A 14740-nucleotide genomic window follows, 5' to 3' on the forward strand; every position below is an offset into this window, starting at 1 on the left:
GCCTGAACGTCGTCGTGGTAGTCACGACAATATTCGAAACATTGACCCACCCAGTTGCCGTGGACGACTGGTGGCTGGCCCTGACCACCCAGCACGGGAGCCCGCTGATGGTGGTGGGCATCGCGCTGCTCGTCTTCCCCAAGCTGGCCCTGGGCCTGTCCGGCTTCGAGACCGGCGTGGCCGTGATGCCGCAGATCCAGGGACGCCCCGGTGACACGGAAGAGAAACCGGCAGGCCGAATCGACGGTGCCCGCCGGCTGCTGACAACTGCCGCCGTCATCATGAGTGCCTTCCTGATCACGACCAGCTTCACCACGGTGGTCCTGATCCCAGCGCAGGACTTCGAACCCGGCGGCCCGGCGAACGGCCGCGCCCTGGCCTACCTCGCGCACGAATACCTGGGAAACGGATTCGGCACCGTCTACGATCTGAGCACCATCGCCATCCTGTGGTTCGCCGGCGCCTCCGCCATGGCCGGGCTGCTGAACCTCGTGCCGCGCTACCTGCCCCGGTACGGCATGGCCCCCGGGTGGGCAAGGGCCGTGCGCCCGCTGGTCCTGGTGTTCACCCTGGTGGGGTTCCTGATCACCTGGCTGTTCGACGCCGACGTCGACGCCCAGGGCGGCGCTTACGCCACAGGCGTCCTGGTCCTGATGACCTCCGCCGCGGTGGCGGTGGCACTGTCCGCCCGGCGCGGGAAACAGCGCAAACGCACTATCGGGTTTGGCGTCATCGCCGTCGTGTTCATCTACACCACGGTGGCCAACATCATCGAACGGCCCGAAGGCATCCGGATCGCCGCGTTCTTCATCGGGGGCATCATTGTGATCTCCCTGCTTTCCCGCATCCGGCGCTCCTTCGAACTCCACGCGACCCATGTCCACATGGACCGGAAGGCATTGGAGTTCATGTCCGCCAACCTGGAAGGTCCGATCGCCATCATCGCCCACGAGCCGTTGCGGCTGAGCCCTGAAGCGTACCTGGACAAGCTCACGTCCGCGATCGAGGTCAGCCACCTCCCCGTGGACTACCAGGCGCTGTTCCTCGAAGTCGTCGTGGACGACTCCTCGGACTTCGAGACCGCGCTCGAGGTCAACGGGGTCACCCGGCACGGTTACCAGATCCTGGAGGTCCACGGGCCAGTTGTGCCGAACACGATCGCCTCCGTGCTGCTGCACATCCGCGACGTCACCGGGCTGATGCCGCACATCTACTTCCGCTGGACCGAAGGCAACCCGGTCACCAACCTGCTGCGCTTCCTGGCCTTCGGCGAAGGTGAAATCGCCCCGGTCACGCGCGAAGTGCTCCGCGAAGCCGAACCGGACGTCACCAAACGGCCCTGGGTCCACGTCGGCTAATGGCCGCGGGACGGCGCGCTTTCCGCGCCCGTTAAGACTGCGTCAAGATCGGCCGTCCGGGCGTTAAGAAACCATCAGGAACCGGTTATTTCGCTCTTGGCAGGGATTGACTTTCAGTAGCCCCGCAAACGGGGCGCGGATGAAAGGAACCTGCAATGGCCGACCTGGCTGTTATCGGAATCCTCATGGTGTCCATGGGGTTCGTCATGTGGATCGGCCACGTCCTGGCCGGAATGGTCGGCAGTGCCGATGACCGGCCGGAGAGCGGCAAGTGAGCGCCGACGCGATCATGTGGCTCGTTCTGTTGCTGGCCGGGTTGTGCCTCTTCGGCTACCTGCTGGCCGTCCTGATCCACCCGGAAAAGTGGTGAGCGGATCATGACGTTCAACGCTGCATCCTTTGCTGCCCAGGTGGCGGCCCTCCTCATCGTTCTGGCGGCCGTGCACAAGCCCCTGGGCATCTACCTGGCCCGGGTTTTCGAGGGCAAAACGTCATCCCGGCCCGAGCGCCTCTTCTACCGGCTGGCCGGGGTCGACGCCGACACCGAGCAGACTTGGTCCGTCTACCTGCGCAGCGTCCTGGCGTTCTCGGCCGTGTCCATTCTGGCCGTGTTCGGCCTCCAGCGGCTGCAGGGCGTCCTGCCGGGCAGCGGATCCCTGCCCGGCGTGGATCCTTGGGTGGCCATGAACACGGCCATTTCGTTCGTGACCAACACGAACTGGCAGACCTATGTACCGGAGACCACGGTAGGCATCTTTGTGCAGATGGCCCTGCTTGCGGTGCAGAACTTCCTTTCTGCCGCCGTCGGGATCGTCGTCGTTATCGCCCTGATCCGAGGCATCGCCCGGACCCGCACCGACCGGCTGGGCAACTTCTGGGTGGACCTGGCCCGGACCTCGTTCCGGGTCCTGTTGCCGATCGCGTTCGTCGCGGCTGTGGTGATGGTCCTCGGCGGTGTGGTGCAGAACTTCTGGCCTACGGACGTCGTCAACCAGGCGTCCGGGGTCAGCCAGACCATTCCCGGCGGTCCCGTCGCCTCCCAGGAAGCCATCAAGATCCTGGGAACCAACGGCGGCGGCTACTTCAATGCCAACTCGGCCCACCCGTTCGAAAACCCCAACGCCTTCATCAGTCTTTTTGAGGTGTTCCTGATCCTGCTCATCCCCTCGGCGTTGCCTTACGCCTACGGCCGGATGGTGGGCGACCAGAAGCAGGGCTATACGGTGGTCGCCGTGATGGGCACCCTGTGGCTGGCTTCGATTTCGCTGATGGGTTGGGCCGTGGCTGCCGGGCAGGGAACGGCGACAGCGGCCGCCGGCGGATTGGGCGAGGGGTTTGAACAGCGCTTCGGCCCCGTGCCAAGCGCGATCTTCGCTACCTCCACCACTCTGACCTCCACCGGCGCCGTCAACGTCGCCCACGATTCGCTGCCGCCGCTGGCCGGCGGAATAGCCATGGTGAACATGATGCTCGGCGAGGTCGCTCCCGGCGGAACCGGTTCCGGGCTCTACGGCCTGCTGATCCTGTCGATCATTTCCGTCTTCATCGCCGGGCTGATGGTCGGGCGCACCCCGGAGTATCTAGGCAAGAAGATCGGCCCGACGGAAATGAAGCTCGCCGCCATGTACATCCTGGTCACCCCGACCCTGGTGCTGGCCCTGTCCGGAATCACCGTCCTGCTGCCGGACAGCATGGCCAACGCGCCAGCAACCGGTCCCCACCAGTTCAGCGAAGTGCTCTACGCCTTCACGTCCGGGGCCAACAACAACGGCTCCGCGTTTGGTGGCATCACCACCTCCGGCCCCTTCATGTCGGTCATGATGGGCCTGGGCATGCTGCTGGGCCGGCTCCTCCCGATTGTCTTGGTGCTGGCTCTGGCCGGCTCCCTCGCCCGTCAGGGCAAGGTTCCCGCCTCCGCCGGCACCGTCCCCACCCACGGCCCACTGTTCGGCTCGCTGCTGCTCGGCGTGACAGTGATCATGACCGCCCTGAGCTACTTCCCGGCCCTTGCCCTCGGACCCCTCGCAGAAGGACTCCTCAAATGACCCGGTCTCACACGGCATTAGCCACGGACACCGACGCCCAGACCTACGCCGACGGCAACCCCCTCGGCACCCCCGGCGAACACAAGCACCACACCAAGGCCCCGGCAAAACTCACGTTCGCGTCCGTCCTCGCGGCCCTGCCGCTCGCGGTCCGCAAACTCTCCCCGCGGCAGATGATCCATTCCCCGGTCATGTTCACCGTGCTGGTGGGGGCTGGCCTGTGCACGGCGATCTCCCTGTACCGGCCGTCGGTGTTCGGCATCGCGGTCACAGCCTGGCTGTGGCTCACCGTCCTCTTTGGCACGCTGTCCGAATCCATCGCCGAGGGCCGGGGCAAAGCCCAGGCCGACAGCCTCCGCGCCAGCCGCAAAGGCGTCCAGGCCCGGCTCCGCCAGCCCAACGGCACCACCCGGGACGTGCCCGGCACGGAGCTGCGTCTCAATGATGTGGTGATCTGCGAGGCCGGGGACGTCATCCCCTCGGACGGCGAAATCATCGAAGGCCTGGCGAGCGTCGACGAATCGACCATCACCGGCGAATCAGCCCCGGTGATCCGCGAATCCGGCGGTGACCGGTCCTCCGTCACCGGCGGCACGAGGGTCCTCTCGGACCGGATTGTCATCCGCATCACGGCCGAGCCTGGACAGACGTTCATCGACCGGATGATCAAGCTGGTGGAGGGCGCCGTGCGGCAGAAGACTCCCAACGAAATCGCGCTGCACGTCCTGCTGGTGTCCCTGACCATCGTGTTCCTGGCCGTGACGATGTCTCTGGCACCGTTCGCCGCCCTGGCCGGCGCCACGCCGTCTCCGATCGTGCTTGTCGCCCTGCTGGTCTGCCTGATCCCAACCACCATCGGGGCCCTGGTCCCTGCGATCGGCATCGCCGGCATGGACCGCCTGGTCCAGCACAATGTGCTGGCGACCTCCGGCCGTGCCGTGGAGACCGCCGGGGACATCACCACACTGTTGTTGGACAAGACCGGAACCATTACCTACGGCAACCGCCGCGCCGTCAATTTCTTCCCCGCCAACCAAGTGGACAGGACCCAACTCATCGAGGCCGCACGGGTCTGCAGTCTGGCCGATGAAACCCCCGAGGGACGCTCTATCGTGGACCTCGCCGCGGACAAGGGCGTGACCGGGTCCGATCTGGCCACACTTGAACGCTCCTCCGGCAATTTTGCCGTGGTTCCCTTCAGCGCCAGCACCCGAATGAGCGGGCTGGACCTTGACGGGCTGCAGATCCGAAAGGGCGCGGCCTCCACGGTGGCGGCGTTCGTTGCCGACTTCGGCGGGCACACTCCGGCGGAGGTCGACCACCGGGTACAGGAAATCTCGGCCCAGGGCGGCACCCCCCTGCTGGTCGCCCAGGTGGACAAGGAGGGCCGGGCGGACATCCTGGGAACCATCCACCTGGCCGACGTCGTCAAACCCGGCATGCACGCCCGCTTCGCCGAACTGCGGCAAATGGGCATCCGGACCGTCATGATCACCGGCGACAACCCCATCACCGCCAAGGCCATCGCCGCCGAAGCCGGAGTCGACGATTTCCTGGCCGAAGCAACCCCGGAGGACAAGCTCGCGGTCATCAAAAAGGAACAGGCCGCAGGCCGGCTCGTGGCCATGACCGGTGACGGCACCAACGACGCCCCGGCCCTGGCCGCGGCGGACGTCGGCGTCGCCATGAACTCCGGAACCCCGGCCGCGAAGGACGCCGCGAACATGGTCGACCTCGACTCCGACCCCACCAAACTCATCAACATCGTCGGCATCGGCAAGCAGCTGCTCATCACCCGCGGCGCCCTGACCACCTTCTCTGTCGCCAACGACGTCGCCAAGTACTTCGCGATCGTCCCGGCCCTCTTCACCGCAGCCTTCCCCGGGCTCGGACTGCTGAACATCATGGGCCTGTCCACCCCGGCCTCAGCCATCCTGTCCGCAGTGATCTTCAACGCCCTAATCATCATCGCCCTGGTGCCGCTGGCTCTGCGCGGGGTCAAATACCGTGCCGTCTCCGCCAACCAGGCGCTGGCGCGGAACCTGCTGATCTACGGGCTCGGCGGCCTGATCGCACCCTTCATCGGCATCAAAATCATCGACCTCATGATTTCCCTCATCCCCGGAATCGGCTAGGAACACCCCCATGAACGCACTCACCGGCTACCTCCGCCAGGCCGGCACCGCACTGCGGTTCCTGCTCTTTGCCACACTGGCCCTCGGCGTCGCCTACCCGCTGGCCGTTTTCGGCATCGCACAGCTCATCGCGCCATATCAGGCGAACGGCTCCATCATCAAGGACGCCGCCGGCGACCCGGTCGCGTCTGCCTTGATCGCCCAGTCATCCGCTAACGACGCCGGCGCCCAGGACCCGCGCTGGTTTCACCCCCGGCCCTCGGCCGTGAAGTGGGACCCGGCGTCGTCCTCGGCCACCAACTTCGGGCCCAACGATCCGAAACTGCTCGAGGCCGTCGCCGCGAACCGGGCCGCCGTCGCCGCCGCTGAAGGCGTGGATGCGGCAGCGGTGCCGGCCGACGCGGTGACGGCCAGCGGTTCCGGACTGGACCCGGACATTTCACCCGAGTACGCCAAACTGCAGCTTGCGCGGGTGGCAGCAGCGAACGGCCTCAGCACCGACGCCGTTGCCTCCCTGATGGAGCAGCACACCAGCAGTGGGTTAGTCGCGTTTCTCGGCCAGCCGTCGGTCAACGTGACTGCCCTCAACCTCGCCGTGGCGGCGGCCGCGCTGCCGTCGCAGCCGGCACAATCCAAGTGAGAGAATGACGGCATGGCACGTGGAACGCTGCGGATCTTCCTGGGCGCCGCGCCGGGTGTGGGCAAGACCTACGAGATGCTCGAGGAGGCCCACCGGCTCGGCAAGCGCGGCGAGGACGTCGTCGTCGCGTTCGCCATGGACCACGGCCGCAGCGAGACAGGGGCGCTGCTGGAGGGACTCGAAGTCATTCCACCCCGGAAGCTGCCCTACCGGGACACGGAGTTCGAGGAGATGGACCTCGACGCTGTCCTGGCCCGGGCGCCAGGGACCGCGATCGTGGACGAATACGCCCACTCCAACATCCCCGGCAGCCGCAATCCCAAGCGCTGGCAGGACGTCGATGCGCTTCTGGATGCCGGCATCAACGTGCTCTCCACCGTCAACGTCCAGCATCTGGCGTCCCTGGGCGACGTTGTCAGCGCCATCACCGATGTCCACCAGGCGGAGACGGTGCCGGACGCCGTCGTCCGGAAGGCGGACCAGATCCACCTCGTGGACATCTCCCCCGAGGTGCTCCGCCAGCGCCTGGGCGACGGCAAGATCTACGCTGCCGACAAGATCGACGCCGCCCTCTCGAACTATTTCCGCCTGGGCAACCTCACGGCATTGCGTGAACTGGCTTTGCTGTGGCTCGCCGACCGGGTGGACGAGGGCCTGGCCAAGTACCGGGCCGAACAGGGCATCGACGAAAGCTGGCCGGCCCGGGAACGCATCGTGGTCGGGCTGACCGGCAGCCCCGAAGGAGAAGTCCTGATCCGCCGCGGGGCCAGGATCCTCAACCGCGTCAGCGGTGGGGACCTGCTGGCGGTCCACGTCCGGTCCGCCGATGGCCTCGCCGAGGAGTCGCCCCAGGCGCTGGAAGCCCAGCGCCGCCTGATCCTGGACCTGGGCGGCAGCTACCACATCGTGACCGGCGAGGATCCGGCTGCCGCGCTCTTGGACTTCGCCCGCAGCGTCAACGCCACCCAGATCGTCGTCGGCATCTCGCGGCACAAAAAGCTCGCCGGCCTGGTCGGAAATCTGCTCGGCGGCGGGGTCGGCACCCGGGTGGTCCGCGATTCCGGCGACATCGACGTCCACATGGTCTCCCATCCGCTCGGCGGCCGGGGAACCCGCCCGCCACGGCAGCGGGACCTTGGCCGCATCCGGGTGGCCGCCGGGTTCGGACTTGCTGTGCTGCTCCCGGTGGTCCTGCAACTCCTGCTGTCGCTCTTGAATCCGGAACAGAATGTGGCTGCGGCCATGCTGGTCCAGCTCACCGGCTCGGTGGCGGTGGCGTTGATCGGCGGGTTGTGGCCGGCCATCCTGGCCGCACTGTGGAGCAGCCTCCTGGTGAACTACTTTTCGACCCCGCCGCTGGGCAACCTCACCATCAGCGATCCCCAGAATTTCCTGGCGCTGCTGGTGTTTGTAGGCGTCTCGGCCGCCGTCGCCCTTGTGGTCGACCTATCGGCCCGCCGCTCCAAGGAGGCCGCGCGGGCCCGCGCCGAAGCCACGACGCTCGGTGACCTGACGCGCAGTGCCGCCGGCTCGGAGGACACGGTCCAGGCATTGCTGGAACAAGCCCTGAGCGTTTTCCAGGTCCGTGGTGCTGCTGTTTTCAGCCTGGGCTACGGCCTCGCGGACGGCGACAGCGGAGCCAGCCCGGACCGGCAGTGGCGTCTCCAGGCCGCCGTAGGTGAAATTCCTGCCCTGTCCGCTGACGGGACCGGAAGCGATGCCGCCGGCGACAACGTCGAAGAAATCGACGCCTCCACGCGCCTGGTGCTGTTCGGACGGATTCTGCCCGCAAGCGACCGGCGCCTTCTGGGGGCGTTCGGGGTTCATCTGGCAGCGCAGCTGGAACGACAGCAGCTGGTGGCGAGCCGGCGGGAGATGCTGCGCCTGGCCGAGAGCAACACGATGCGCACGTCCATCCTCCGGGCCGTTTCCCACGACCTGCGCACGCCCCTGGCCGGGATCAAGCTGGCTGTCGGCGGACTTCGGCACGACGACGTCCATTTCACCAAGGAAGAGGAGAAGGAGCTGCTGGCTACGATAGAGGAGTGTTCGGACAGGTTGGACGCGCTGGTCGGCAATCTGCTGGACATGTCCCGGATCACGTCGGATGCCGTCAATCCCCTGCTCAAACCCGTGCGCTGGTATGAGGTCATCCCGGGTTCCCTGAGCGCCGTCCCCGCGGGGAGGGTGCGGGTGGACCTGCCTCCAAACATGCCGGAGATTGAAGCCGACCCTGGAATGCTGGAGCGGGTGATTGCGAACATCGTCGAGAACGCCGTGAAATATGCCCCCGACTCGGACATCGTCCTGGTCGGGGCGGCCGGCGGGCTGAGCCCGGCGACTCTCGGGGGGCGTCCTGCCGGCGAGCTGCGTATCATCGATCACGGCCGGGGAATCCCTGCGGAGAGTGTCCTGGAAATGTTCCGGCCATTCCAGCGGCTCGACGACGCCCCGCAGGCCACTGGGATCGGGCTCGGGCTTGCGGTAGCGAAAGGGTTCACGGACGCCATGGGTGGGAGCCTGACCGCGGAAGCTACACCGGGAGGAGGGCTGACGATGATTATCCGGCTGCCGTTGTCGACGGGGACCCCGTATGACGGGCACCGGGCCCAGGCCCCGTTCGAGCCCCGCTCGCTGGTGGCGCGCCGTGGTCATGCGCTGCCCGTCACGTCCGGACCGGACGCAGCATGACGGCGGTCCTCGTCGTCGACGACGACCCGCATCTGCTCAGGGCCCTCCGGATCACGCTCCAGGCCAACGGCTACGCCGTCACCACCGCCGTCGACGGGACCTCAGCACTGCTGGCGGCCACTCAGAACCCGCTCTCACTCATCATTCTGGACCTCGGCCTGCCTGACATTGACGGGACCAGCGTCCTCAAGGAGCTGCGCGGCTTCAGCAGCGTGCCGGTTCTGGTGCTGTCCGCCCGGCACGGCTCCGAGGACAAAGTTGAGGCGCTCGACGCCGGCGCGGATGACTACATCACCAAACCGTTCGGCCTGGACGAGCTCCTGGCCCGGCTGCGCGCCCTGCTGCGCCGCAGCGTCGAACCGGAGCACGAATCAGTGGTCAGGACCGATGCCTTCACCGTGGACCTTGCCAAGCACCGGGTGACCAGGGACCACGAGGACGTCCGGCTGACCCCCACGGAATGGAAGATTCTGGAGGTTTTGGTCCGCAATCCGGAAAAGCTCATCACCCAGCAGCAGCTGCTCTCCAGGGTCTGGGGTCCGGCCTACGCCAAGGAGACCAACTACCTCCGGGTTTACATGGCGCAGCTGCGGCGCAAGCTGGAGCCGGATACCGCCAGCCCGCGCCACCTGCTCACCGAGGCCGGCATCGGCTACAGGTTCATGCCCTGAGTCCCGCTGACGCGCAGACACGCTGGCGGTCGATGACACTGACGTTTCCCGCCAGGCAACCCGGCAATGGATACTGGGGCAATGACTAATCGCAGCCCGCTCAACAGGGACGATGCCGGTCCGTCGCCACTGCCTGAGATCCCGGCGCAGCTGCGGGCCGTCCTGAACGGAATCCCGGCACTCGTGGGCTATTGGGACACGGGACTCCGCAACCGCCTGGCCAACGACGCCTACTGCGAGTGGTTTGGTTTCGCACCCCAGCAGCTTCACGGCATGCATGTCCGGGACGTGCTCGGCGAGACCGTCCTGGAGGCCAACCTGCCGCACATCGAGGGAGCGCTCGCCGGGAAGCGGCAGCAGTTCGACCGGACCCTGGTGGATGCCGCGGGCCAGTCCCGCTTCACCGAGGTGACCTACACCCCCGATACCCAGGACGGCGCGGTGCAGGGCTTCTTCGTCCTGGTCACGGACATCACCGAGCGTGTCCTGGCCGACCGGCGCCGGCAACGGGACATGGACCGGTACCGCGCCCTGGCGCGGAGCGTCCCCGGCGTCTTTGTCCTCCTCTTCGACGCCGAGCTGCGCTACCTGATCGCCGAAGGCCAGGAGCTGGAGACCTTCGGCTACCGCAGGGAAGAGCTCGAAGGCCAGCGCATCCAGGACGTGCTCAAGGGCAATCTCGCCAGCGAGCTCGAGCCGCGCTACCTCGCTGCCCTCGCCGGCCGCGATGTGTCCTGGAGCCGGCAGATCGGCCACCGCACCTACCGGCTGAACGCCGGGCCGGTCTACTCCGACGACGAGGCCGCGGCCGGCATGGTGGTGGCGGTTGATATCACCGAGCGCCTGCAGCAGCAAAAAGTTTGGGAGGCTTTGCACGAGATAGCCACCGAAGTTGCCCGTAATGCGGCCCCCGCAGCCATCTCTGAGCGGGTCGCCGCGATTGTCCGCGACCTGTTCAACGTCGATTCCGCCGCCGTCGTCCGTTTCACGGGCGCATCCTCGGCGGAAATCGTCGCCATGGCGCCGACGCTGCCGCCGACGCTGAGCCGGCGGCAGATCTTCGCCCCGACGGACGAGTCGGCCACTGTCCGGGTGGCCGTGACCGGCAAGCCGGCCCTGGTTCGCTACCGGGCGGAAGGTGGACAGGCAGCGGAGCAGATGCGCGCCGGCGGCTTCCAGTCTGCGGCGGCGGCGCCGATCCGGGTCCGCGGCAGCCTGTGGGGCGCCGTGAGCCTGACGTCGAAGTCGCGCACCGGGGTCACGGAGGCGATGATGGAGCGGCTGGCCCAGTTCGCGGAGCTCGTCGAGATCGCCATCGGCAACACGGAGGCCCGGACCGACCTCGAACAGCAGGCCACTACCGATGCCCTCAGTGGCTTGCCCAACCGGCGGGCCTTGGAACGGCACCTCGCCGAGCATGTTGCGCAGTCCCGGACCCGCGGGACAAGCCTGAGTGCCGTCGTCCTGGATATCGACCACTTCAAGAGGGTCAACGACACTCACGGCCACCTGACGGGCGACGTGGTCCTGGCGGAGGTCGCGGCCAGGCTCCGGGCGGTCGCCCGCGCCGAGGAGATCGTGGCCCGATTCGGCGGCGAGGAGTTCGTGTGGCTGCTCCCGGAGACGGACGGTGCCGAGGCCCTGCGCGCCGCCGAACGCGCCCGCAAGGCCATCGCGTCCGAACCGTTCGGGGAGGTTGGTTTCCTGACGATCTCCGCCGGAGTCTGCGAGCAAAGCGACGCCGCGGCCGGCTCGCTCCTGGACTGCGCGGACCGGGCCCTGTACGAGGCCAAGAACGGCGGCCGCAACCGCACGTCCCGCTACGGCCACGCCAGCCCGGCGGTTCAGCCTGCCCCGGCCGGGCCGGCACGGAACAGCCCGGCACAGAACGGGCAGGCACGGAGCCGCCAGGCGCGGGACGGCGCTGACACACTCGGAGCCTAGACGAAAGCGGACTTTCCCGTCACGGCCCGCGCCACGATCAGTGAATTGATTTCGTAGCTGCCCTCATAGGTATAGAGAATCTCGGCGTCGCCGAAGAGCTTGCCCATCTCATAGTCGCTGCTGATGCCGTTGCCGCCCATGAGGGACCGCCCCATCGCCACCGAGGCACGCGCCAGCCGCGTGGTGGTCGCTTTGGCCATGGCGGCCTGGACCATCTCGAGCTTGCCCTCTTCCTGGATGCGCGCCAGCTGGGCCATCAGGGCCAGGGAGGCGGTCGCGTTGCCCAGGATCTCGGCGAGCTGTTGCTGGATGAGCTGAAAGCGGGCCAGTTCCTTGCCGAACTGGCGGCGCTTCAGCGAATAGGCGCGCGCGACGTCGAACGCGGCCAGCTGGATGCCGGCACCCTGCCAGCCCACCCAGGCCCGCGAATCGCGCAGGAGCTCGTTGGCCTTGGAGAAGCTGGTGGCGCCGGGCAGCAGGTTGGCCGCCGGGATCCGGACCTCGTCGAGGACGATGTCCGCGTTCTGCATGATGCGCAGGCCGATCTTGTTGGCGATCTTGGTTGCGGTGTAGCCCGGACGGTCCGTCTCCACGATGAAGCCCTTGATGTGCTGGTCAGCGACGTCCCGGGCCCACACGAGGGCGAAGTCCGCGATGGTGCCCGCGCCGATCCAACGCTTGGCGCCGTTGAGGACCCACTCGTCGCCGTCCAGCCGCGCAGTCGTTTCCAGGCCGCCGGCGATGTCCGAGCCGTGGTCCGGCTCCGTCAGGGCGAACGCCCCGAGCTGGGTGAACGCGGTGAGGCCAGGGAGCCAGCGCGCCTTCTGTTCCTCCGAGCCGAGCTCGTCGATCATGCCGACGATCAGCTCGTTGTGGATCCCGACGAGCGCCGAGAGGGACACGTCGGCGCGCGCCACCTCGACATACATGAGCCCCTTGAAGAGCTTGGACGTGCCGTCCGTCTGCAGCCCGCCCAAACCGTATTTGCCGAGTTCGGCGAGCAGCCCGAAGGGAAACTCCTCGCGGTTCCAGTAATCGATTGATGCGGCCCGGATCCGGGACTGCAGGAATTCCCGGACCTCCTGGTAGCGGAGCTGTTCGTCCGGCGGCAGCAGGTCCACGATGTACATGAGGTCGGCGTCGGGAAACGGCGGCTCCGCCGCGGCTTCGGATGCGGCGACGGCTGTAGCGGATTCCGCCGTGTCTGATCCCGCTGTGTTTTCCGCTGTATTTGATTCGGCTCCGCTTTCCGCTCTGTTTTCGGCTCCGTTTTCCGCTCTCGCGGCAGGTCCGCTGGCACGTCCTTGTGGCTGCACGGGCACGTATCCCTTCGTCATGCAACGCCTGCAGAGCAGCGCCGCCCTTCCAAACCCTTGGATGTCCTAGTATATTGCACAGTGACGGGGATCACTAGGCAGGCGCCGTGCCGGGCCGGTGGATCCCAGGCAACGGCGCCGTGCCACCGACCGCCCGGAACGGCAGCGCCCGAGGACTTCGAAAGGTGCACCATGACCGTGACTGAGGAATTCCGGGCCGCAAGGGACCGGCTGCTGGCCCTGCGCGGGGACTACGACGGCGCCCGCAACGATTTCCAGTGGCCCCGCTTCGAGGAGTTCAACTTCGCACTGGACTGGTTCGACCAGCTCGCCGCGGACCCGGCCAAGGCGGATAAGCCTGCGCTGGTGATCGTTGAACAGGACGGGTCCGCGACCCGGCGCAGCTTCGCTGACCTCTCCCGGCGCTCGTCCCAGGTGGCCAACTGGCTGCGCGGGGCAGGTGTGCGGCGCGGGGACCGGATGATCATCATGCTCGGCAACCAGGTTGAGCTCTGGGAACTCATGCTGGCCGGCATCAAGCTGGGGACCGTCATGATTCCCACCACCACGCTGATGGGACCGGCCGATCTCCAGGACCGGGTGGAACGCGGCGGTGCGGCCTGGGCCGCCGTCGGCAGTGCCAACATCGCGAAGTTCGCCGACGTCGCCGGCCAGTACACGCTGATTGAAGTCGGCGCCAGCGCCGGGGACCCCGCCGCCGCCCAGGCCAATGCCCTGCAGTACTACGGCGCGGATGCTGCCGCGGCCGGTACGGATTTCACCCCCGACGCCCCCACCCTGGCCGACGAGACGCTCCTGCTGTACTTCACCTCGGGCACCACGTCCAAGGCCAAACTCGTCGAACACACGCACACGTCCTACCCGGTGGGACACCTGTCCACGATGTTCTGGATCGGCATGGAACCGGGCGACGTGCACCTCAACGTGGCCTCGCCGGGCTGGGCCAAGCACGCCTGGTCCAATGTATTCACCCCCTGGATCGCCGAGGCGTGTGTGTTCATCTACAACTACGAACGCTTCGACGCCAGGGCGCTCATGGAGCAGATGGACCGCGAATCCGTGACCAGCTTCTGCGCCCCGCCCACGGTCTGGCGGATGCTGATCCAGGCCGATCTCACCCTGCTCAAGAACCCGCCCACCAAGGTGGTATCCGCCGGCGAACCGCTCAACGCCGAGGTGATCGACCAGGTCCACCGCGCATGGGGGCAAACCATCCGGGACGGCTTCGGCCAGACCGAATCCACCGTGCAGATCGCGAACACGCCGGGACAGCCGATCAAGATCGGCGCCATGGGCAAGCCGCTGCCTGGCTACGACGTCGTGCTTGTGGACCCCGCTACTGGTGAGGAGGCTGACGACGGCGAGCTCTGCCTGCGCCTCGACCCCCGCCCCGTGGGGCTCATGAAGGCGTACTACGGCGACCCGGACAAGACGGCGGAGGCTTTCCGCGACGGTTACTATCACACGGGGGACATGGCGAGCCGGGACGAGCGCGGCATCATCACGTATGTGGGCCGCGGCGACGACGTCTTCAAGTCCTCCGACTACCGGCTGTCCCCGTTCGAACTGGAGAGCGTGCTGATTGAGCACCCCGCGGTGGCGGAGGCCGCCGTCGTCCCCTCTCCCGACCCGCTCAAGCTGTCGGTGCCGAAGGCCTTTGTGGTTCTTGCGGCCGGACACCAGCCGGGCCCGGAGCTGGCCGAGGACATCCTGCGGTACTGCCGGGAGCACCTGGCACCGTTCAAAAGGATCCGCCGGCTGGAGTTTGCCGAGCTCCCCAAGACGATCTCCGGCAAGATCCGGCGCGTGGAGCTGCGGCACAGCGAGGAAGTGCGCCACGGCGGCGGGCCCGTCCCGGAAGGCCTCGGCGTCGAGTACTCCGACTCCGATTTCCCCGGGCTCAAGGGTCAGGGCTGAAC

The 14740-nt window shown here is 67.2% G+C and carries 10 protein-coding genes; 9 read left to right on the plus strand and 1 reads right to left on the minus strand.

The window, feature by feature from the left end; translation table 11 throughout:
• From AC1DKN_RS00005 to AC1DKN_RS00040, 8 genes are all read left to right on the plus strand, one after another.
• Window positions 1–1358: APC family permease (locus AC1DKN_RS00005; protein WP_476870132.1), on the plus strand; the 1358-nt coding region annotated here is incomplete at its 5' end.
• 271 nt (window positions 1359–1629) lie between these two features.
• Complete coding sequence (locus AC1DKN_RS00010) at window positions 1630–1728, plus strand: potassium-transporting ATPase subunit F (RefSeq protein WP_344361134.1); 99 nt, start codon at window positions 1630–1632, stop codon at window positions 1726–1728.
• A 7-nt stretch (window positions 1729–1735) separates the two neighbouring features.
• Window positions 1736–3403, plus strand: coding sequence for a potassium-transporting ATPase subunit KdpA (kdpA, locus tag AC1DKN_RS00015; RefSeq protein WP_476870133.1), 1668 nt, complete (start codon window positions 1736–1738; stop codon window positions 3401–3403).
• Window positions 3400–5538, plus strand: a complete 2139-nt coding sequence (gene kdpB / locus AC1DKN_RS00020; protein ID WP_476870134.1) for a potassium-transporting ATPase subunit KdpB — start codon at window positions 3400–3402, stop codon at window positions 5536–5538. Before kdpA ends, kdpB begins: the two co-directional genes overlap by 4 nt.
• 10 nt (window positions 5539–5548) lie before the next feature.
• Window positions 5549–6178 (plus strand): K(+)-transporting ATPase subunit C, encoded by a 630-nt coding sequence (gene kdpC / locus AC1DKN_RS00025; protein ID WP_476870135.1) that lies wholly within the window; start codon window positions 5549–5551, stop codon window positions 6176–6178.
• Between the two features lie 12 nt (window positions 6179–6190).
• Window positions 6191–8869 carry a DUF4118 domain-containing protein gene (locus tag AC1DKN_RS00030; protein ID WP_476870136.1) on the plus strand — a complete coding sequence of 893 codons (2679 nt, stop codon included), beginning with the start codon at window positions 6191–6193 and terminating at the stop codon, window positions 8867–8869.
• Entirely contained in the window at window positions 8866–9540 is a 675-nt protein-coding gene (locus AC1DKN_RS00035; RefSeq protein WP_230008106.1) for a response regulator, read from the plus strand. Before AC1DKN_RS00030 ends, AC1DKN_RS00035 begins: the two co-directional genes overlap by 4 nt.
• Window positions 9541–9621: 81 nt before the next feature.
• Window positions 9622–11484, plus strand: a complete 1863-nt coding sequence (locus tag AC1DKN_RS00040; RefSeq protein WP_476870137.1) for a sensor domain-containing diguanylate cyclase — start codon at window positions 9622–9624, stop codon at window positions 11482–11484.
• Here AC1DKN_RS00040 and AC1DKN_RS00045 read toward each other — a convergent pair.
• A complete protein-coding gene (locus AC1DKN_RS00045) occupies window positions 11481–12614 on the minus strand; it encodes an acyl-CoA dehydrogenase family protein (protein ID WP_243181414.1) in 1134 nt (377 codons plus the stop codon). The two genes, AC1DKN_RS00040 and AC1DKN_RS00045, sit on opposite strands and share 4 nt — an antisense overlap.
• A gap of 378 nt (window positions 12615–12992) precedes the next feature.
• Here AC1DKN_RS00045 and AC1DKN_RS00050 point away from each other — a divergent pair, with 378 nt between their 5' ends.
• Window positions 12993–14738 carry an AMP-binding protein gene (locus AC1DKN_RS00050; protein WP_476856200.1) on the plus strand — a complete coding sequence of 582 codons (1746 nt, stop codon included), beginning with the start codon at window positions 12993–12995 and terminating at the stop codon, window positions 14736–14738.
• The last annotated feature ends 2 nt before the right edge of the window (window positions 14739–14740 follow it).

The sequence above is a fragment of the Arthrobacter sp. 01N444 genome, assembly GCF_056399305.1.